Here is a 20,451-nt window from a genome sequence, read left to right as displayed (position 1 = left end):
TCAAGCTATTAACCCTCGTGCTAAATAAGGCTTTTGCCGTGAGGGGGCTCACTTGTTGGTAGGGCCAGTCATCCGACGGTATTGCGATGGAATCATGGTTCTGCACTCACTTCGCCTCCCGCGAACAAATATTAGGGGGACCGCCATCCATAACGAGCGTCACCATGCTGAGAGGGCAGGAATGAGGATCGACGAGTTGGGCCTGGATCCCAGGATTGTCAAGAAGCTCAAGGATGAGGGCATCGATACCCTGTATCCACCCCAGGAGGAGGCCATAGGACCGACCCTCGATAGGAAGAATATCGTCCTGGCGATCCCAACAGCTTCTGGGAAGAGCTTGGTGGCCTATCTTGCCATCCTCCAGGCGGTCCTGCGAGGCGGGAAGGCACTGTACATAGTGCCTTTGAAGGCCCTCGCGTCCGAGAAATTCGACGACCTCGCGAAGTTCCAGGACCTCGGGATAAGAGTGGGGGAATCAACAGGCGACTACGATGATGTAGACCCGAAGCTCCACCTATTCGACATCGTCATCGCTACCTCCGAGAAGGCGGACTCGCTTCTGAGGCACAGATCCAAATGGCTGGACCAGTTGTCCGTCGTGGTAGCAGACGAGGTCCATCTGATCAACGACCCCGAGAGGGGACCCACGCTCGAGGTCACTCTGGTCAAGTTCAGGACATTCAACCCCACAGCGCAGATCATCGCCCTCTCCGCGACGATCAGGAACGCTTCGGAGCTGGCAGAATGGCTCGGTGCCGAGCTGATCGAGAGCGACTGGAGGCCCGTGCCTCTGAAGGAAGGGGTGTATGCGGACGGCAAGGTTTTTTTCACGGACAACTCGAAGCGCGTCCTCCTGGACGATGATGAACCGGTTCAGGGACTGGTCAAGAGCGCCCTCGGATCTGGAGGACAGTGTCTGGTGTTCGTCAATACGCGGAAGGCGAGCGAATCGCTCGCGGGAGAGCTCGGAAAGGTCGTCAAGACCGCAGGCGGATACAACTCTGCAGAGCTGGGCAAGGTCGCGAAGAAGCTCATTGGGGAGCAGGACGAGCCGACCACGATGGGGAGCAAGCTCGGGAAATGCCTCAGGAACGGCTGCGCGTTCCATCATGCTGGCCTGACTGGTCCACAGAGGAAGCTCGTGGAATCGAACTTCAAGAACGGACTTGTCAGATGTATAGTCGCCACACCCACGCTTGCAGCGGGAATCAACCTGCCGGCACGCACGGTCTTGGTCCGGGACGTCAAGCGATTCGATTCGAACATCGGTTACACGACCATACCAGTGCTCGAGATCAAGCAGATGTGCGGCAGGGCCGGGAGGCCAAGGTTCGACAAGTACGGAGAGGCAATACTGATTGCGAGGAACGAGGAGGAGAAGGACATGCTCCTTGAGACCTACCTCCTGGGCGAAAACGAGAACATCTACTCGAAGCTCGGGACGGAGCCAGCCATCAGATCGCATGTTCTGGCCCTTATCGCCACGAAGGCGGCTTCATCGATTGACGACTTGAACTCCTTTTTCGGAAAGACCTTCCTCGCACATCAGACCGAAGTGACCTATCTGACCGAGACGATCGAGAAGGTGGTTGACTTCCTCCAGGGACAGGGCATGGTACATCCCGACGAACCTCTCAGGGCAACACTGTTCGGCAAGTGCGTCAGCGACCTCTACGTAGACCCGCAGTCAGCCGTCATCATGAGAGAGGCTCTCACGAAATATGGTTCCGGCAAGAGCTTCGGGATACTCCACACGATATGCGCGGTCCCGGACATGGGCCTCCTGTACCTGCGCCAATCGGACTACTCATGGATAGAGGAGTTCGAGAGCGAGGTGAACGAGCAGCTGCTGATAGAGCCGCCGTCGGACCTGGGCAAGTACGAGATATTCCTATCCGAGGTCAAGACGGCCAAGCTCTTGAGCGATTGGATGTCCGAGGTTCACGAGAACGACATCGCGCACGGGTTCAACATAGGCCCTGGAGATATCAGGAACAAGATGGAGCGCGCGGAGTGGCTGGTGCATGCAATGGCCCGACTGGCCGAGCTGTTCAACAAGGACGCCTTGGACGAGGTCAGGGAAATGCGCACGCGGATGCGCTACGGCATCAAGAGCGAGCTGCTGGAGCTGGTCAAGATGAAGGGTGTCGGCAGGGTGAGAGCAAGGGCGTTGTACGACAGGAGCATCAGGACCATCGAGGATCTCAGGAACACCAGCTATGACAGGCTGAAGCAGATACCGACGATAGGAGAAGCGGTCGCAAGGTCCATCAAGGACCAGCTCGGTCAGTCCGAACCGGGGATGCCTGTCGAGATCGAGGACGAGCAGCGGTCGCTGAAGGATTACAGATAATTGACAACATGTCGAAGGAGATGGTAGAGACAATACGGCCTGGGGGCCACGGGAAGTGGAGAGGGGCACCGCTCGGGGCTCGATCCGTGCAGGTTGACGATTTTCCCCGACTCGCATGCCATGACCTAATGTACGGGAATTGGAGCGAGGCAAATGCCGTCGAGCAACGAATTTTCAGCGATCGTCGAGCCGTTTCTAGCACGTAGTCCGAAATCAATACTGACGTTGCTTTTTCCTGCGGAAATGTTTATATCAGATTGCCCACAATGGAGCCGCCATGACATCAAAAGGGATTGCATTGCTAGCTCTGGGAGTATCAGCCATCGTGATACTCGGGGGAGCGGGGGCATATCTACTCACGCGGGAAGATGCCGCCACAGGAAGGGTAGTCATCAACGTGAAGGACGCGCCCGCGGGATGGGCTCACATCAACGTAACATTCTCAACTGTCAAGATACACCAGGCAGGACTCGACAATGAAACCGACCAGAACGACACCGCAGAGGACAACAGCGGATGGCATGTTCTCCAACTGGATGACCAGACGCTGGATCTCGCAGCCCTTGTCAATGTATCAGGACTGCTCGCATCGGGCAACGTGAGCGTTGGCAAGTACACGCAGATACGTATTGCAGTGGTGAACGTGACCGGGACCCTCGAGAACGGAACACTGGTCAACTTCAGGGTACCTTCGGGGGAGCTGAAGATAAACAAACCGTTCACGATCGTGGAAGATGACACCACGACTCTGACCGTGGACATCGACCTGTCGAAGTCGATGGTCCAGAACAAGGATGGTTGGACGTTCAAGCCCGTCCTGGGCTCCATTGTCCAGGGCTGACCGAGCATTCATTCCGACCCTGCAAACCCCAACTCGCAGCAATGGTCGAGCACGAGACCATGCTGCGAACAATCATATTCCCCATGTTTCTAAACCATCTGAGTGAATGCTCAGGGTCGATCCTGCTCATGCGGCGTGAAAATTGATATAATACAGATAGACGTAGGGCCGAGCACGATGCCTGACATAGTGGAAGAAGCGACCAAGGACCTGAAGGCGTGGGTTGTCAAGGTCGATCGAGGGTGTGCTCCGGCGTTTCTGGAAAGGACGGTGAACCCAGCCTTCAGCTCGGGGGTGCAGATCCTCTTGATGAGGTCAGACATGGTCTTTGGTCTAGACCACGTACGGAGCGCTCTGTTTCATGCGAAGAAGGCCATAGACGGACGACGCAACTCTTCGGATTCGCTCTCGATGGAGACGCTCCTGTACGCCTCGGGTGAGAAGCAGCTTTCGAGCGCGATCAAGAAGATGTCAGTCGACCAGACGACAGAAGAGGTCGTGGTCGCCCGGCTGTCAGGAGGGGACCTCGAGGTCGACAGCTCATGGCGGATTCTAGATGATAGGCCTCAGGACCTCTCGGTCGACAGGCTCAAGAGGTTCGGCATCACCCGACAGGAACTCGACACCATTGGCAAGAGCGATCCGAGAAACCTCGTGCTCGAGAGGGTCGCGGCAGTGGATATCATCAAGAAGTGACGCGCCCTCGTGCCGAACCACATGCTCGACGTGCTTAATTACCATCTAATGCGATGCCGATGGCCGGTCCGAGAGAATGCCCACGATAGTCGAATGCGTACCCAATTTCAGCGAGGGGCGGCGAAAGGATGTGATAGACAAGATCGTCTACTCCATCAGGGCCGTCCCTGGGATCAAGATACTCGACGTCGAATCTGACCTCGACCACAACAGGTCCGTCGTCACGTTCACCGGAGGCAAGGACACCGTACAAGAAGGGGCGTTCAGAGGGGCGAGGGCGGCGTCTGAGCTGATAGACCTCAACAAGCACAAGGGACAGCACCCGCGCATGGGGGCGCTCGATGTCCTTCCCTTCGTGCCGATATCAGGCGTCACGATAGATGACTGTATCGAGATCGCGCACAAGGTCGGCGCGAGAATCGGGAAGGAGCTCAAGATCCCCGTCTACCTTTACGAGTCGGCGGCGAAGAAGCCCGAGAGAGTCAACTTAGAGAATGTGCGGAGGGGTGAGTTCGAGGGGCTCAAACAGGCAATCCTGACGGACGAGTCCAGGTATCCAGACTTCGGTCCCAGGATGCTCCATCCGACTGCGGGAGCAGTGGCAGTCGGTGTTAGGATGCCTCTGATTGCGTTCAACGTGGATCTGAAATCCACTGATGTGAACATAGCCAGGGAGATCGCCAAGAAGATCAGGGCTAGCAGCGGAGGCCTGCCGAAGGTCAAAGCTCTTGGGTTCGCACTGGAGGCCAGGGGCACGGTCCAGGTCTCGATGAACCTGACAGACTACACGGTCACTCACATCTCGACGGTGTTCGAGGCTGTGAGGAAGGAGGCCGAGGAACGAGGAGTCGAGATTGCTGAGAGTGAGATAGTCGGCCTCATACCCTTGGAAGCAGTGTGCGACCTCGCAGCGAAGTTCCTTGGAATCCGCCAGTTCTCGAGCGATCAGGTTCTGGAGAGGAGAATTTGGGGTTGAAGGACTTCGAGGCATTGCGAAAGTTCTGCCTCGAACTGTCGTCCGATATGCCTTCTCCCGGCGGAGGCACAGCAGCCGCAGCCGCTGGCGGAATGGCCGCTTCGCTTCTGGCTATGGTGTGCGCGATCACGGCGAAGAACAAGAAGCACGAGGCTAGGAAACCGGAGCTTGAGAGGCTCCAGGCATCGCTAGTGGCGTTGAGAGATGACCTGATTTCTCAAGCCAGAGAGGATGCTGACTCATACGACAAGGTGGTCCTGGCGTCCAGAGCGAGGAGGAAGGATGAGAACCCGAAGACCGTCGAGGATTTCCAGAGGGCCTTGAGGCACGCTTGCAGCGTGCCTCTGGAAACGGCCTCGGCATGTGCCGATGTCCTCGAGAAGTCCGCACGAGTCGCTGAGCTCGGGACCGTAAGCGCATCGTCAGACGTCGGCGTGGCTGTGCTCTTGGCCGAAACTGGTTTCAAGGGGGCCGCGATGAATGTAAACATCAATCTGGCCGGCATCTCAGACGCACCCTTCGCAAGACATGCAAGGGAGATGCTCAAGAAGGACGAAAAGAGAGCCAAGGACCATGTCAGGGATGCGCTCTCCAGGTTAACTGGAATTGGTGGAAACTGACCCCGACACATCGCTTCAGCCAGGATACGTATCAGTATTGATAGACTCAACGATACTTTTATATGAAGCCAGAAAAATGATAACACGCATACAGCCTGTCAGTGACCTAATGGGATTCTAGGCACTGGCGCACGGAGCTTGGTGTACCTTGGCGGGAAACTACCTGAAGAGCCTCCAATTAGCAAAGCAGCTAGAGGAGAGAGCTAAGGAGGCGACCAAGAACAAAGAGGTCGCAGAGAAAGAGCATGACTCTCTTCAGAAGTTCTTGGAGAGATGCAAGGACAGCGATGTCAATCTCAGCGAGGTCGAGAAACCGCAGAGGGATTTCGAGGCGGCGATCGCTTCTAAAGACTACCAGTCCGCGATCGCACATTCCAGGAAGGGGATGGAGCTGGCCAAGGGAGCCTACCTGCGAAGGATAGGCGATGTCGCTGATTCTGTTGATGGACTCATAAACCTCGTCCAAGGAACTGGCAACGAGTCGAAGGCGGCTCACGACATGCTCGAGAAGAGCAAGGAGAGAGTAGTCGCCGACGACCTCGAGGGGGCGATGAAGCTCGCCAAGAGCGCCTACGACGCTTCCGAACGGACTTTCCACGAGGTCTTCTCCAAGTTGTTCTCGCAGGCCCAGGAGACGATCATGCAGGCCAAGGAATTCGGAAACGATGTGACGATCTTCGACGACCAGCTGGCCAGGGCGAAGAGTGCTCTCGAATCCCAGGAATACGAAGCCTGCATGACGGATATCAAGGAGGTCCTCGAAGGCGCTGGGGAGGACCTGAAGTCGCAGGTCAATTCCGCCGTATCGAAGGCCGAGGAGCTGATCTCGGCCGGGGAAGAGCTAGGGGCGGACATGTCTCGGGTCAAGTCACACACTGACAAATCCAAATCCGCACTTGCAGCGCTCAAGTTCAAGGAATCTCTCTCGTACGCCAAGAAGGCCGAGACTGACGGGGAGAGCGCCATCACTACCAGATTCCAGGATCTCGCCAGGGAAACGAGGGAAGCGATCAAGAAGATGAAGAACGCGAAGGAGGACGTCACAGTCCCCCAGCAGCTCCTCGACCAGGCAGTCAACGCGCTCAAGGATAAGAAGTACATCGAGGCGCTCCACGCTCTGAACACTGCACACGAGAAGATGCACAGAGCGGAGTTCGATTCGGTCCTGGAGGTCATCTCGAAAGCCAGAGACAGGTTCGTGCTGGCCAAGAAGGTCGGCGTGGATATGACCAAGGCCATCCTGCTACTCAACACTGCGAGGGACAACCTGAAGCTCGGGAAGTTCGAGGATGCAATGAGCTATGCCGAGCAGAGCTGGAAGGAGGTGGACACCGCACTGGAGATGTTCTACGAGGCCAGGGACGATGTCGTCGAGCTCGCAAAGGCGGTGAAGTTCGCATCTGACCTCGGCGCGGACACAACGAAGGTCAAAGTAATCCTGATGGATGCCAGGAAAAACTTCGAGGACAAGAACTACGATAAGACCGCAGAGGCCACCTCGAACGGTCTCACCGTAACAAAGAAGCTGACATACGACAGGACCATGAAGGAGATCGACATCGCAGACAAGGCCCTGAAACTCTCAAAGGAGATCGGAGCCGACATCGCCGAGGCAGAGGGAATCCTACAGAGGGCGCTCGACAGCATGTCCAAGGACGACATGATGGAGAGTGTCAACCTGGCGAAATCGAGCAAGGAGGCCGCGAATGCCGCCATGACAAGGGTCATGAGCGACCGACTCCAGAACATCGACCAGTTCGTGAAGGGATACACAAGCGATGATGCGCTCTCGGAGCTGAGCGAGACCATCACGCAAGCCAGGCAGCACATCGCCTCTTCGGAGTTCGACAAGGCGCAGGCCCTCCTGAAACAGGTAACCCGCAGGATCGAGACTATAGGCCAGGTAGAGTGCGACAAGCTGATCGCGACCGCGACCTCGAAGATCGAGATGATTCGGTCGATGGAAGGCGACCCCTCGGATGTCGAGATACTCCTCACGCGTGCCAATGATGCTCTCTCGAAGAGGGTCTATGAGGACGCTATGGCCCACGCAAGGGAGATCATCCAGAGCTCAGACGACATGATGAGCAAGCTGGTCCAGACGGAGTTCTCGGCGATCAAGGATTCGCTCGAGGAGGCCAAGACCGTCGGTATTGACATAGACGAGGCGAAGTCACAGCTCAAAGAGGCCATCCACAAGGCCGAGGAGCATGACTTCGGCGAGGCTTTCAAATCCATACGGGGCACCAAGCTGTCCCTCCAGAAGGAGATAGGGAGATTCGACCAGGTCAAGGACAAGATCCGCAGAACTGAGGAGCTGATCTCCGAGGCCGGCAAGACCAGGGCTGACGTGACCTCCCTGGTGCGCAGGCTCGACCAAGCCCGGAGCAAGTTCTCGGAGGGCAGGATCGACGATGCGGAGAATCTTTTGGACGAGGTGATGGCAGAAACGGAGAAGAGCCTCGAAATGTACCTGGCCGCGAGGCTCATCTTGAGCTCGAAGGAGAACATAGATCTGGCGCAGATGCACGGGATAGAAGCCGAGGCCGCGTCGAAGCTCCTGGGCAAGGCAAAGGATTTCATGAAAACGAAGAACTACGACCAAGCCCTCGCCACGGCCAAGGAATGCGACGATCTCGCCAGACGGACAATCTCCACCTCCATATCCGAAATGACTAGGAGCCTCCAGAGGCTGCTCACCGATGCGAGGAACGTTGGAGTAGACACGCTGGGACCTGAGAAACTCAGCGAAAAGGCAGGCGAACTCGCAAGGACAGGAGACTATGTGGAGGCGCTCAGATGCATAGCCTCCGCGAAAGAGGACATCAACCATGTCAAGAACCTGAGCTCCCAGGCTGCGCTCGAGATCAGGGTCGCCAGGAACAACCTGAAGGATGCCGAGACCCTGGACATGGATGTCGGACGCGCACGCGAATTCCTCGAGCATGCCGTCGAGGCGCTCACGAGGCACCAGTACGCCATCGCCCTGGAGCTCGCGAGGAAGTCCTCAGAGGCATCCTCCGAGGTTACCAAGTCGAGGATCTGGGGAACGCTCGAGAAACTGAAGGAACGGATCGAGAAGTCCGCTTCACAGGGGCTCCAGCTCGGGATGGCGGAGAGATATGTAGCAGAGGGCACCCAGGCGTACAATGAAACCAGATACCAAGATTCACTGAAGCTCGCCATGAAGTGCGAGACCGAGATGGAGCGCGCGGAGCTGCAGCGCGACATCAGCACCAGAGCGGTCGAGATGGCCCGCAGGAAGCTCTCGGACGCAGCGGACGAAGGCAGGAAGACCGACCGTCTGACCGAATCCGTGGAGAAGGCCGAGAGGTTGCTCTCGGAGGGCAAGTATGTCGATGCGATGACCGCAGCCATAGAGAGCGGCGATGAACTGCAGCTTATCGGAGAGAACCTAGACAGCTGCAGGATCGAACTGAGCGCGGCGAGGGAACGCATCGAGAGGCTCAAGAGGGTCCGGATCGACACATCAGAGTGCGATGAGATGCTTGACATGGCCCAGGACTACCTGACGGCCCACGAGTTCGCCAAGAGCAGGGACGCGCTCAAGCGGGCGACGGCCAAAGCCGAGTCGATCTTCGAGGACTCCATAAAGAACATCATGGAGCAGAACAGGCTGATGATCGCGAAGGCCAAGTCCATGGGGATAAACACCAAGTCCGCCGAGGACCTGCTCGAGGTGGCGAACACTTCGTTTTCGGAGAAGCTCTGGGATTTCGCGTACCAGCAGGCACTCGCATGCAAGGACAACAGCATCTCGCTGATATCCAAGAAGATCTCGAGCCTGATAGACGATGTCCAGGGCAAGACCGAGGGACTTAGGAAGTTCGGGGCATCGGTCACAATGGTGGAGAAGATTGTGGGAGATGCGAGGAAGGCACATGAGAAGGAGGACATCGAGGGGGCGTTCCAGCTCCTGATGGACGCTGACCGCAAGACGATGGGCCTAGAAGACTCTTACAAGAAGTACCTGGACATATCCATAGCCGCTGAGAGCGCCATGGAGAACCTTGGAAGATACGGGTTCTCCAAAAGGGAGCCCGAGCGGCTGATCGCGATGGCCGAGATCGAGAAGGAGAAGGATTACGACTCCGCGATAGAGCTCGTCGCAGAGGCTCTGGACACGGCAAAGGAGCTAATGGAGGCATACTCGGCAGACATCACGGGTAGCGTTTCGGCGACAGGCCTTCAGGAGGCGGTCGAGAGCGAGCTCAAGATCGACATCAAGAACACAGGGAAGGCCCTCGCCAAGGACATCTCGGTGGAGGTCATCGGGGATTTCGAGGTCGTCGATGCAGGAATGGTCGCTAATCTCAAACCGAGCGCCGAGCACCAGCTGAAGGTCAAGATCGTGCCGAAGTCGAGCGGCAACGTGCCCATCAAGGTGATGCTGACGAGCAAGAGGCAGTTCGACGGCAGACCACAGACCTTCGAGATAGAGGACAGCGTCAATGTGTTCCCCGCGGGCCCGCCTTTCAAGCTCGGCAGAGCATCGGAGACAACGAGATGCATCTCATGCCAGGGCAGGATAAAACCCGGCTTCGACATCGTCACCTGCAGATGCGGCGGCCAGCTGCACCTTTCATGCGCCAAGAGGACCAGCGAGTGCCCGGTATGCGGGCAGAAGTACTCATTCTAGCGGGAACCCGCGACCTTCGCCTTCGAAATCCTGATGGCAGGCGTCTTGACCCCGAAGACATCCCTCGATTCGTCACCCACCATGTCTATTCGCGAGAACAGCTCCAGCAGGCCGACTCCAATCGTGGCCTGTTGGATGGATTCGCCCAGCTCGCCCTTGTCGATCCTGAAGCTCTCCATCATGAGTCCTGAGAACTCGCCCGTCGCAAGGTTCGGATAGTCGTAGGTCAGGCGCAGATAGACTCCCTTCCTTGTCTCATCAAGCATCTCCTGTATGCTGGAGTCGCCTTCTGCAACTACCAGGTTCGAGCTGGAGATCGACGGCGGCCTCCTGAAGCTCCACATGATGCCTCCTCTCGAGGAATTGCCTGTGCTCTCGACCGAGTCTTTGCCTGCGGTATAACTGTCATGTAGATAGGACTTGAGCTCGCCCTTCTCGACCAATTGCTTGGCGAAGGCGGGAGTACCCTCGCCGTCAAAAGCATAGCTTCCGACGGCCCAATCGACAGTCGGGTCATCGACGATCGTGAGCGACTCCGAGCCGATCTTCTCTCCAAGGCGGCCGGAAAGATAGCTCCTCTTGCGCTGCACGCTCTCGGCGTTCGCTCCTCCACCTATCGCCGTCGAGAGGACGAAACCGATAGCCAACGGATCCCAGACAACCGGGAGGTCGCCAGTATCGATCTTCGTCTGCTTGAGGCCCCTGATGGCGTGCTCCATCGCGCTCCTCCCTACTTTCTCGAACAGGGTCCTATCGAGCTGTCGGGTCCACCCCATGTCCACCCCAGAGAACATTCTGGAACCTGACCTGGCAACGGCTTCTGAGCTCATATCGAAGGATGAGAACTTCTGAGAACCCGTGATGCCGCGGCTATTCGCGAATGCGAGCGTGCCGTACCCGGCGCCCACGCTCGCGTTCACCGACGAGATCCTCTTGTCGTCTCCCGCCCAATCCGCCAGTGTTATGGCCATGCCGACTATCTCGTCCGGCTCGAGCTGTGATACCTTCGAATCGAACAGGCCCTTGACTTTTGACTGTCTCTTCTTCTCCGGGAGTCCGTGGAAGTCCGGATCAGGCGTACCAGCTTTGGCTTGAGAGACTGCCAGGTCTGCTGCCTTCTTGACTGAAGGCCAATCATGGCCAGTGCAATGGGAGAATCCGGGGCATCCTTCCTTGAACGCCCTCACAGCCACACCCGGGTCGGTCATCGTGTTCGCCTGTTTCATCGAGCTCTTCTCTATCTCCGCAGACACGTGCTTGGAATCCGCCACCAGGACGTCGCAATCGGACGGCCCGAGCCTCATGACGTATCGAACCACCTTCTCAGCAAGATCTACCATGTCGACCATCATATCACTCCTCAGGCGAGGCCTCCCACGACCATGTTGGCGATTCGCAGGTGAGGCCCGCCATCCGTGGTCCTCGCCGACTGGCCCGACTTGCCGCAGTAGCCCGGATCACCTAGCATGAAATCGTTCCCGATGCCCTCGACATTGCGGAGGACATCCATGATCACGCCGGAGATGGACGCATCTCTGTGCCGCTGTCCTATCTCTCCGTTCTTTATCTCATATGCCTCGTCGCCCTTGAACATGAACTGGCCCTTGGCGGGCTCTACATAGCCGTACTGGCTTCCCTGGATCAGCATGCCGCGTTTGATGCCCTCAAACAGCTCGTCCTTTTTCCAGTCTCCGCCCTCGATGTACGTGTTGCTCATGCGGATGATGGGGGTGTTGTTGAAGGCCTGAGCGCGTGCTGCGCCGTTCGGCTCCTCATCCATCCGGCTACTCGATTCGAGGTTGTGCATGAAACCCTTCAGTACACCGTTCTCTATGAGCACATGCTTCTTTGCCTTGACTCCTTCCCAGTCTATGGAGAAGTAGCCGAAGGTGTCCTTGATGGTTGGATCATCGATAAGGCTGACGCCTTCATTGGCGACCTTCCGACCGACCTTTCCCTCAAGCACCGAGGCGCCCGCCAGGACCGCGTCCGCCTCGCACGCGTGGCCGAAGGCCTCGTGGGCCACCAGTCCGGTCATCTTGTTGTCCAGGACTACCGTGAACTTGCCCGCAGGGACGGGCTTAGACTCCAAAAGACGCAACGCCTGAGCGGCTGCTTCGAGCCCCATGTTAACTGACTCCTCCTTCTTCATGAGCTCATATCCGCCAACATTTCCCGACGCTGAGTGGCCACGCTGAACGACGCCCTCCGACTTCGCATACGCCGAGCATGCGGCCACGAGCCAGCGTTCGGTTATCCGTGCCATCGTCCCGAAGGAGTTCGCCACGATACGGTCAGCCTCGAGGTCGGCGTAACTCGCGTTGGTGCTCGAGATCCTCGGATCCATTCCACGCATGGCCTTGTCCTGGGAGAGAGCGAACGAGATCTTGTCTTCGATTCTGACATCCATCGGCCTGATCCTGCACCTGTACTCCTCTCCCTTCCTGATGCCGCTCGCATGCTTTATTTCGAACTTGATCTTTGCCTTGGCCCGGGCGACCTTCGCCATCTTGACGGCGGAGGCGGCCGCGGCCTTCAATGAAGCTGATGTCAAAGTATTGGTCGATGCGAAGCCCCATGCGCCCCCAATGAATGCGCGCAGACCGCAACCAGACTCGCGCTGGGCGGAGAGGGTCTTCGTCCTGCCGTCCATGACGACGATGTTCGTGCCTGTGGCAGACTCCATCCTGAGGTCGGCGAACTCGGCGCCCAACTTCAGCGCGTGTTCGATCGTGGCTTCCGCGAGATCTTCCATGTGTCCACCTAGTGATAGTTCAGCAAGTCAAGAGCAATCGGTTCCAAGTACCTATCGCCTCACGCACGCAGGAATCCACAGGCGCTCTCGGCGGCCTGGACGAAGACGCCCTGCGAGATCATATCCGCAACCTTCTCGATCTCCCTGGTCAAAGACCTGTCCTCCTCGATAGGTGGGACTTCCCGGCGAAGTGCCCCTTTTACCTTCTCGATTGCGGGGCTGCTTGATAGATGTATGAAATCGATGCCCTGTGCTGCCGTGATCATCTCGATCGCGATCACACGTCTGACATTCTCGGCTATAATGCGGGCCTTCCAAGCAGCTGTCGCGCCCATGCTATTGTGGTCCTCCTGGTTGGCGCTCGTGGGAATGGAATCTGCGGAGGCTGGATGCACGAGGATCTTGTTCTCGGAGACTATGGACGCCGCCACGTACTGGGGCACCATTAGGCCAGAACTCACTCCTCCATGCCTGGTCAAAAACGCCGGCAGACCGCTCAGCTTGTCGTCCACCATCCGGGCGGTCCTTCTCTCGGAAAAGCTTCCGAGCTCGTGGACCGCAAGTCCAAGGAAGTCCATCGCAAGAGCCAGCGGTTGTCCGTGGAAGTTGCCGCCGGATATGACCATGCCATCATCAGGGAAGAAGAGGGGATTGTCCGTGGCGGAGTTCATCTCGACGCCAAGGACGTCATGAGCGTACCAGATGGCATCAATGCTGGCGCCGATGACCTGAGGAACACAACGCAGAGAATACGCGTCCTGGACCTTCGGGCAGTCGTGGTGAGAGACCATGATCTCGCTCCCTTGGAGTAGCGAGAGCATGTTCCTGGAAACATGGAGCTGGCCCTTGTGAGGCCTGACCTGTGATATCCTCAGGTCGAAGGCAGAGGATGTCCCTTTCAACGCCTCGAGGGACATGGAGGCGGCTATCTGGGCGTTGTCTGCGATGACTGCAGCATCCTTGACTGTCAGGACGCCCACAGCACCCATGGCCTGCGTTCCGTTGATGAGCGAGATCGCCTCCTTGGGCTCGAGCGAAACGGGGGATAGTTTCTTCCTCTTCAGCGCGCTTGCTCCGGCTTCCAGACCGTGGCCTGCGTCCGCCTCACCCTCGCCGATCATAACAAGGCCGAGGTGCGCGAGCATCACCAGGTCGCCGCTCGCGCCAACAGAGCCTTGCCTTGGCACCATCGGGTGCACTCTGCGGTTGAGCATGTCGACGAGCATTCTGACGATGTCTGGCCTCACGCCTGAATACCCTTTCGCGAGCGCGTTCGCCCGGAGGAGCATCATCGCCCTCGCTATCTCGACTGGATATCGCTCTCCCACGCCGCAGGCGTGGCTTCTGATAAGGTTGACCTGGAGGTTCTTCAGCTCTTCTGGCGGGATCCTGACATCCACGAGCTCGCCCACGCCCGTGTTTATCGCATAGATGGTCCTGCCGTCCTCAACAAGCTTCTCGAGCGCCTTCCTGGACTTGGCCATCCGGTCCCTGGCAGCAGGCGCGAGCTCCACCTTGGCAAACTCGCGTGCAACTCGAACGACCTTCTCCACAGTCAGGCTGTCGCCATCCAATCTGACGACGTCCTTTGAACGATTACCTGGATCCGTCATGCAAGACCGCCAACTTGTTCGGAGCGCGTATCCGCCTAGTCATACCTGAAGTTGATGGCGGCTATTAAGGAGCTTTCTCTCTTATAGGCACGAACTTGTAGCCGTAGTGGATGACTCCGGACGGACCCTCCTCGCTGAGCTTCCTCAGAGTGGCCCTGACGGGCGTGCCTATGCTGATGTCGCACGCGTCGCAGTCGATGATCTGGCCCGTGACCCTCGCGCCCTCGTCCAGCTCTACCATGGCGACTATGTACGGCTTCTGCAGATTGAGTTCCTCGAGGCCATCCTGGACCTCGGTGAAGGAGAATATCTTGCCCTCTCCCTTCAGCTTCACGCGTTCTATCTTACCCACGCTCTTCCTGTGGCAGACCGGGCATATCGCCCTCGGCGGGAAGAAGTGCCTTCCGCAGCTGTTGCACTTGATGCCCATGAGGTTGTACCTGCTCTCGTTCTCCCTCCAGAACCTCGGTGCCGTCGCCATCTCAAGCCCTCCTGAAGAGATGCACGACCACGGTCGCGCCGGTCCCGCCCACGTTGTGAGCAAGTCCTACCATCGCATCCTTGACCTGTCTCTTGTCCGCCTTGCCCCTGAGCTGGGCCACTATCTCGACCGTCTGAGCGAGCCCGGTCGCGCCGATCGGGTCGCCTCTGGCCTTCAAGCCACCGGATGTGTTGACGGCTATCTCGCCCTCGAGGCCCGTTAGTCCGGCCTCCGTGGCCTTGCCGCCCTCGCCCTTCTTGAAGAACCCGAGGTCCTCGATAGCCAGTATCTCGCTTATCGTGAAGTTATCGTGGATCTCGGCAACATCCACATCCTTCGTGGTCAGGTTGGCCATGGTGAACGCGCGCTTTGCGGCCACCTTTGTAGCCTCCATCGTGCAGATGTCCTTCCGGTCGTGGAGAGAAAGTGTGTCGCTCGCCTGGCCCGAGCCGACGATCTCGACCGGGATCTCAGTGAACTTCTTGGCAATGTCCAGTGGACACAGGACCACGGCTGCAGCGCCGTCCGAGCTCGGGGCGCAGTCGAAGACTCTTAGCGGAGACGACACTAATGGCGAGCCGAGAACGGTCTCCCTGGTGATCTCCCTCTGGAACTGGGCCTTCGGGTTCAGAGAACCGTGCTTGTGGTTCTTGACAGCGACATCCGCCAGCTGCTCTCTGGTGGTTCCGAACTCGTGCATATGCCTCTTGGCGATGAGCGCGTGCAGAGCGGGGAATGTTGCCCCGAGCACGGTCTCCCATTCCTGGTCAGCTGCTGAGGACTGTATCATGGCCGATTCGAGGTCGCTCACATCGGTCATCTTCTCGGCGCCTCCGACGACGACTATGTCATGGAGGCCGGATGCGACGGCCATGAAACCCTGCCTCAGCGCAAGGCCCCCAGAAGCGCCCGCGGCCTCGACCCTCGTGGCGGGTATGTGATCCCTCGCGAGGCCAGTGTAGTCTGCTATCAAGGCGCCTATGTGCTCCTGCTCGATGAACCTCCCGGCGGACATGTTGCCAACGTACAGGGCGTCGATCCTGTCCGCGGAGATGTTAGCGTCAGCGACGGCTGCGAGACCGGCCTGTATACCCATGTCTCTGAACGACTCGTCCCAGAGCTCGCCGAACTCGGTGGCCCCGATGCCTATGACTGCGACTCGTCTCATCTTCACTCACTCCCCAGGGTGATCTTGCCCCTGAACTTCGCGTAGGTCGCGTAGTCCAGGAACTTCAGGTTGTCGTTAAGCTGCTTGACCGTCGGTGCTCTCGAGCGCTGGAAGTGCTCGATCTCGTCCGTGACCTTGATATCGAAGGCGTCAGAGCCCGCTCCGGAACCGTACGCGACTGCGCATATCCGGTCGCCCGGCTTGGCCTCGTCCAGGATTGCGGCCAGACCTAGAGGCACAGCGCCTGAGTAGGTGTTGCCAATCATTGGGGCCAGCAGCCCGGTCATGATCTGTGGATCAGCAAACCCCAACTGCTTCGCGACTCTGGTCGGGAACTTGCCGTTCGGCTGGTGGAAGACGGCATATGTGTAATCCTTTGCGGTCGTCCCGGTCCTCTCCATGAGTCCTTTGGCGCCGCTCACGACATGCTTGAAGTACGCCGGCTCGCCGGTGAACCGGCCGCCATGCCTCGGATACATCTGGCCCTCTCGCCTCCAGAAGTCGGGTGTATCGGTGGTGTACGAGTATGTGTGCTCGAGCGTGGCGATCATCTTCTCAGAACCGATCAGGAATGCAGCCCCACCAGCGGACGCGGAGTATTCGAGCGCGTCCCCGGGGGCTCCCTGGGACGTGTCAGCGCCAATGGCCACCCCGTACTTCACCATGCCCGAGCCGACGAGACCCATGCATGCCTGGATGGCAGCGGTCCCTGCCTTGCACGCGAACTCGAAGTCCGCGACGGTCAGATGCGGCGCGGCGTCTATCGCCTCGGCGACGATCGTCCCCGTCGGCTTGACAGCGTACGGGTGTGACTCGGAACCAACATAGATAGCTCCGATGTCCTGCGGATTCACGCTGCACCTCTTCATCATGTTCCTGGCCGCCTCGACCGAGATGGTTATCGTGTCCTCGTCGGGCGACGGGACCGACTTGCAGTTTATCATCAGGCCCTTGCTCATGGACTTCCCATCGACGCCCCAGACCTTGCCGATCTCCTCGGGCGTTATCCTGTAGCGCGGGATGTACGCTCCATAACTAACGATTCCGACTTTCATGCGGATGTCCCCTTCAGGTCAGCCCAGCGAGTGGAGATCCTCGACGAGTTCGCTCACCGCGAGCTGAGTCCTAATCAACGGTATGCCTTCGAGCTCCGCCAAGCGTATGGCGAGCTCGTCCACCTGCTCAGGTTTCTGGTAGACGACCATGGCTGGCTTGAGCGGGTGCGCCCGGATGGCTATCATGGGCGACCGGCCGAACCGGACGCCGGTGAACACCAGCGCCCTCTGGCTACTCCAGCCGTAGATCTTGAGATAATCGAACGAGCTAAGAGATGTGATGGCCCTGACACTGTCTATTACAGTGTAGCCGTGGATGTGCTTGTCCAAGGATATTGCAGGTGTGAGGTTCTCGCCTTCGATCTTGTTGACGAGGTCGGATGCGAGGACTTCGACGGCGAACTCCTTTATGGAGATAATGGAGTCGGTCTTGGCGGCGAGCGAATACTGCTTGATAATGCTCCCGCCGGTCTTCTCGTCGATGTCGAGCAACGCGTCTACGATCTTCCTGACGGTCACGATGCCGGGAGACTTCCTCCTCCCCGCTTCGTAGTCGCTTATCACAGAAGGAGAGACGCCAAGGTGCTTCGAAAGCTCCTGTTGAGAAATGTTGAACTGTTCTCTCCACTTTCGGATGGTCTTGCCGGGCTCGTCGGAAAGGCAAATCTCCCCTGCGATCTTCTCTCGGACTTGGTCCCGCATGAGCGTAGGAGAAGATTGTCGATATTTAAATTTGTCGTACATGATTATCGACAAAAGACGATTACATCTGGCTCGTAAGGATGCGTGTTTTCTTGGCCACGATTTCGCATGACAAGCAGGACCGTCCTTCTCCATTTAACATCATGTGAGAGCAAAGCAATTCTATGACCTTGGATGGAGCACGGGCGAGCGAGTTAGGATTAATAAGGAGGCCCTTCTATCCCCAAGAGTCCTGACATCATGGGGTAGTGGTCTAGCTTGGTATGATCCGTGGTTCGGGACCACGTGACCGTCGGTTCAAATCCGGCCTACCCCACTTTTGACCTTCTGGCTCATTTCTAATCAGCGAGGATTGGATTTCGAGGAGAATGCACCAAACCTCTAGATTGAAGAGGCGTGTCCCGCCTCTTCCCTTTTGTTTATGACCTACCCCGATTGGGTCGCCTTCTGCCCCAGTCTTGGTTGCTGATCAACAAATCTAGGGGATCAGACCGCAGTCGGCGGCATAGTGAGCCGTGTTTGAATCTGGAATACCGGCTGGATGTTAGTGAGATTGGCCGCAGGATGATACAGGCTGGCTCCTAGACTGCGGTGTTGGGCCCGAAGGGACTCGAACCCATCAAGAGCCAGAAATGTCAGAAAGCCCTTTCAGTCAATTTGAACTGAAGGCGGGCACCGTGGGATTTGAATTCCCGATACTGGTCTAATTCTAACAATGAGGTTCTGAGTTTTGTAAGAGAACGTGCCCAAACGTCTTCCGTTACTCTCTTTGCGAAAGATTCGTTCCTGCAACGAATTGCGGATCTTCACTATTGGTCGGAAGAATCCAGTGGGCTTGAGGCCGGGCGTAGACCCGCATATACGGAGGGAAGAGAAGGTCGGGGAATTAGGTGGAGTCGGAGTTAGGCAGTCGAAATCCTTTACATACTCTGTTCAAAGTCTTGCCCAGATACGCATTATCAATGAAGAGGTCAACTTCGTGAATTGGACGGTATTACCCAGATACCTTCCTCCGCTCTCTATTGCAGAGAAGTAGTACCAGCATTGCAACAAACGCTACTGGCAGTACCACGTTGAACTCCGGAATCATTGATCCGGTCACAGTCACACTATTCATTATTGGTGCATCACCAGCAGCCATCTTGCTGACCGGGGAACTCGTGAAACTTTCGGATGGAAAGGTGATTGTGACAGTGACGGTCAGAGTCTGTGCATACGACGTAACTGTGGAGAGAGCTATGGTCTGGCCATCCTGTGCGTCCGAATTGATCGATACTTGAGATGTCTGTGTGCCCCACGAAGTCCAGCTAACGTAAGTCGGGGAAACCGATCCGGGACCCGTGTTTGTGATTACGCCATCGATAGAAGCGTGGATGGTGAGCAAGATCGTCACGGTGCCGTCAGAGTAAAGCGGAATGTCTGCTTCGTCACCTATAGGGGCGTTGTGAGGTATGGTTCGACTGTTGCTGTACTGGATAAGCGTACCATTATACCACCACCAGACGGTGATCGAACCCGGTCCGGCCGTTGCCGTAACGGGATAGGAAACAGAGGTCCCTGGTGCCCCTGATCCATCGTTGGCGGTATACTGCACGCTCCAGTCGGTCCGGACTATGACATCTAATCGCGGAATTTCCGGAAAGAGATCCTCTGTTGTCATGATGTAGTTCACGGTAGTCTGTGCTGCTGACACCACCTCTGCAGGAATTGATATCATTGGGAACACAAGAGACATGAGGACTGCCAGAATCATGGCCCGGTTGTGGGCGAATGCTATGTTCTTCGAACGATTCCTGCTCCCACCTTCGCGTAAATCTGTCTGCGAGAGAGGTCTTCCTCTAGTTGCTCTGTCTGTCACGTCCATCTTGCTCGCCTCTTCCTCCGCGCCTGATGTGCCAGGGGGATAGTGTTATCCCCGGGCTCTCTCTGCGACTCCGACACTTGATTATGTCCAAACATATGAGTAATCATAAGACCAAGTATTAAATTTCCCTTCACTATACGTCATATGCTCAAGAGACACTGCTAGGAGATATCACAGATGAAAGAACAGACGGACCTTAAGATCCTCAAGTTCCTCCGCATGGAAGATTGGCCAGTGACAACCGAGATGGTAGCAAAGGCTCTCCGCTGCTCTTGGAACACCGCTCAGGTCCATCTGTACAAGTTGCTCGTCGAGCGATTGATTAAGGGCAAGCGAGTTGGCAGACAGAACCAGTGGATGATAACAGATGAGGGGAAGAGAAGGGTGAAAGAGTAGGTGTCGGTCCTACTCGAATTTTGGTCTCTTTGTTGAAGAAACTCTCCCCCGCTTCGTCAGAACCTCTTTTTTCGCTCGATTAGGCTCCAATGCCGATTGAAATAGGCGGTCACTGTGCAAAACACCTTGTCATGCGAAAACACTGGCTCAAGAAAATAACAAGAGATTTGGCAAGAAAACCACAAGAAAAGCAACAAGAGATTGATAAGAAAAACGATAACAGGGCGACAAGAGAAACGACAAGAGAATAACAAGGGAATGTACGTAGACG

At 57.1% G+C, this 20,451-nt stretch carries 15 protein-coding genes and 1 tRNA gene; 8 read left to right on the top strand and 8 right to left on the bottom strand.

The window, feature by feature from the left end:
• Window positions 1-181: 181 nt before the first annotated feature.
• The 6 genes from KJ653_04470 to KJ653_04445 all read left to right on the top strand — a co-directional run bounded on the left by KJ653_04470 (window position 182) and on the right by KJ653_04445 (window position 10,146).
• A complete protein-coding gene (locus KJ653_04470; GenBank protein MBU0685086.1) occupies window positions 182-2,353 on the top strand; it encodes a DEAD/DEAH box helicase in 2,172 nt (723 codons plus the stop codon).
• A 277-nt stretch (window positions 2,354-2,630) separates the two neighbouring features.
• On the top strand, window positions 2,631-3,194 hold the full coding sequence (locus KJ653_04465; GenBank protein MBU0685085.1) for a DUF4382 domain-containing protein: 564 nt from the start codon (window positions 2,631-2,633) through the stop codon (window positions 3,192-3,194).
• A 177-nt stretch (window positions 3,195-3,371) separates the two neighbouring features.
• Window positions 3,372-3,890, top strand: coding sequence for a hypothetical protein (locus KJ653_04460; GenBank protein MBU0685084.1), 519 nt, complete (start codon window positions 3,372-3,374; stop codon window positions 3,888-3,890).
• Window positions 3,891-3,966: 76 nt separating this feature from the next.
• The gene (ftcD, locus tag KJ653_04455) at window positions 3,967-4,866 is read left to right on the top strand and encodes a glutamate formimidoyltransferase (GenBank protein MBU0685083.1); all 900 of its coding nucleotides are present in this window, start codon (window positions 3,967-3,969) and stop codon (window positions 4,864-4,866) included.
• The gene (locus KJ653_04450) at window positions 4,863-5,486 is read left to right on the top strand and encodes a cyclodeaminase/cyclohydrolase family protein (GenBank protein MBU0685082.1); all 624 of its coding nucleotides are present in this window, start codon (window positions 4,863-4,865) and stop codon (window positions 5,484-5,486) included. The genes ftcD and KJ653_04450 overlap by 4 nt, the downstream gene beginning before the upstream one ends.
• Before the next feature lie 148 nt (window positions 5,487-5,634).
• Window positions 5,635-10,146, top strand: coding sequence for a hypothetical protein (locus tag KJ653_04445; GenBank protein ID MBU0685081.1), 4,512 nt, complete (start codon window positions 5,635-5,637; stop codon window positions 10,144-10,146).
• On the opposite strand, the gene KJ653_04440 is transcribed toward KJ653_04445, so the two are convergent.
• The 7 genes from KJ653_04440 to KJ653_04410 all read right to left on the bottom strand — a co-directional run bounded on the left by KJ653_04440 (window position 10,143) and on the right by KJ653_04410 (window position 17,920).
• Window positions 10,143-11,498: a TldD/PmbA family protein gene (locus KJ653_04440; protein ID MBU0685080.1), complete on the bottom strand. Its 1,356-nt coding sequence runs from the start codon at window positions 11,496-11,498 to the stop codon at window positions 10,143-10,145. The two genes, KJ653_04445 and KJ653_04440, sit on opposite strands and share 4 nt — an antisense overlap.
• An 8-nt stretch (window positions 11,499-11,506) precedes the next feature.
• A complete protein-coding gene (locus KJ653_04435) occupies window positions 11,507-12,901 on the bottom strand; it encodes a TldD/PmbA family protein (protein MBU0685079.1) in 1,395 nt (464 codons plus the stop codon).
• Window positions 12,902-12,960: 59 nt separating this feature from the next.
• The gene (gene hutH, locus KJ653_04430; protein ID MBU0685078.1) at window positions 12,961-14,514 is read right to left on the bottom strand and encodes a histidine ammonia-lyase; all 1,554 of its coding nucleotides are present in this window, start codon (window positions 14,512-14,514) and stop codon (window positions 12,961-12,963) included.
• A 64-nt stretch (window positions 14,515-14,578) separates the two neighbouring features.
• Entirely contained in the window at window positions 14,579-14,995 is a 417-nt protein-coding gene (locus KJ653_04425; protein MBU0685077.1) for a Zn-ribbon domain-containing OB-fold protein, read from the bottom strand.
• 1 nt (window position 14,996) lies between these two features.
• Complete coding sequence (locus tag KJ653_04420; GenBank protein MBU0685076.1) at window positions 14,997-16,163, bottom strand: thiolase domain-containing protein; 1,167 nt, start codon at window positions 16,161-16,163, stop codon at window positions 14,997-14,999.
• Between the two features lie 2 nt (window positions 16,164-16,165).
• The gene (locus KJ653_04415; GenBank protein MBU0685075.1) at window positions 16,166-17,218 is read right to left on the bottom strand and encodes a hydroxymethylglutaryl-CoA synthase; all 1,053 of its coding nucleotides are present in this window, start codon (window positions 17,216-17,218) and stop codon (window positions 16,166-16,168) included.
• An 18-nt stretch (window positions 17,219-17,236) separates the two neighbouring features.
• Complete coding sequence (locus KJ653_04410; GenBank protein MBU0685074.1) at window positions 17,237-17,920, bottom strand: helix-turn-helix domain-containing protein; 684 nt, start codon at window positions 17,918-17,920, stop codon at window positions 17,237-17,239.
• 242 nt (window positions 17,921-18,162) lie between these two features.
• Here KJ653_04410 and KJ653_04405 point away from each other — a divergent pair.
• A tRNA-Pro gene (locus tag KJ653_04405) sits at window positions 18,163-18,236 on the top strand.
• A 678-nt stretch (window positions 18,237-18,914) separates the two neighbouring features.
• Here KJ653_04405 and KJ653_04400 read toward each other — a convergent pair.
• Window positions 18,915-19,784: a hypothetical protein gene (locus KJ653_04400; protein MBU0685073.1), complete on the bottom strand. Its 870-nt coding sequence runs from the start codon at window positions 19,782-19,784 to the stop codon at window positions 18,915-18,917.
• A gap of 177 nt (window positions 19,785-19,961) precedes the next feature.
• Between KJ653_04400 and KJ653_04395 the strand changes: the two genes are divergently transcribed.
• Window positions 19,962-20,180, top strand: coding sequence for a hypothetical protein (locus tag KJ653_04395; protein MBU0685072.1), 219 nt, complete (start codon window positions 19,962-19,964; stop codon window positions 20,178-20,180).
• Window positions 20,181-20,451: the final 271 nt, after the last annotated feature.

Source organism: Candidatus Thermoplasmatota archaeon (assembly GCA_018814355.1).
Classification (GTDB): domain Archaea; phylum Thermoplasmatota; class Thermoplasmata; order UBA10834; family UBA10834; genus COMBO-56-21.
The sequence above is the reverse complement of the archived record's forward strand: the minus strand, read 5'-3'. Positions and strand labels throughout refer to the sequence as shown.

What these genes read in the sequence shown, in the direction of transcription:
- KJ653_04470 (MBU0685086.1), top strand. Translation starts at nt 182, where the DNA reads ATGAGGATCGACGAGTTGGGCCTGGATCCCAGGATTGTCAAGAAGCTC.
- KJ653_04465 (MBU0685085.1), top strand. Translation starts at nt 2,631, where the DNA reads ATGACATCAAAAGGGATTGCATTGCTAGCTCTGGGAGTATCAGCCATC.
- KJ653_04460 (MBU0685084.1), top strand. Translation starts at nt 3,372, where the DNA reads ATGCCTGACATAGTGGAAGAAGCGACCAAGGACCTGAAGGCGTGGGTT.
- ftcD (MBU0685083.1), top strand. Translation starts at nt 3,967, where the DNA reads ATGCCCACGATAGTCGAATGCGTACCCAATTTCAGCGAGGGGCGGCGA.
- KJ653_04440 (MBU0685080.1), bottom strand. Translation starts at nt 11,498, where the DNA reads ATGATGGTCGACATGGTAGATCTTGCTGAGAAGGTGGTTCGATACGTC.
- KJ653_04435 (MBU0685079.1), bottom strand. Translation starts at nt 12,901, where the DNA reads ATGGAAGATCTCGCGGAAGCCACGATCGAACACGCGCTGAAGTTGGGC.
- hutH (MBU0685078.1), bottom strand. Translation starts at nt 14,514, where the DNA reads ATGACGGATCCAGGTAATCGTTCAAAGGACGTCGTCAGATTGGATGGC.
- KJ653_04425 (MBU0685077.1), bottom strand. Translation starts at nt 14,995, where the DNA reads ATGGCGACGGCACCGAGGTTCTGGAGGGAGAACGAGAGCAGGTACAAC.
- KJ653_04420 (MBU0685076.1), bottom strand. Translation starts at nt 16,163, where the DNA reads ATGAGACGAGTCGCAGTCATAGGCATCGGGGCCACCGAGTTCGGCGAG.
- KJ653_04415 (MBU0685075.1), bottom strand. Translation starts at nt 17,218, where the DNA reads ATGAAAGTCGGAATCGTTAGTTATGGAGCGTACATCCCGCGCTACAGG.
- KJ653_04410 (MBU0685074.1), bottom strand. Translation starts at nt 17,920, where the DNA reads ATGCGGGACCAAGTCCGAGAGAAGATCGCAGGGGAGATTTGCCTTTCC.
- KJ653_04400 (MBU0685073.1), bottom strand. Translation starts at nt 19,784, where the DNA reads ATGGACGTGACAGACAGAGCAACTAGAGGAAGACCTCTCTCGCAGACA.
- KJ653_04395 (MBU0685072.1), top strand. Translation starts at nt 19,962, where the DNA reads ATGAAAGAACAGACGGACCTTAAGATCCTCAAGTTCCTCCGCATGGAA.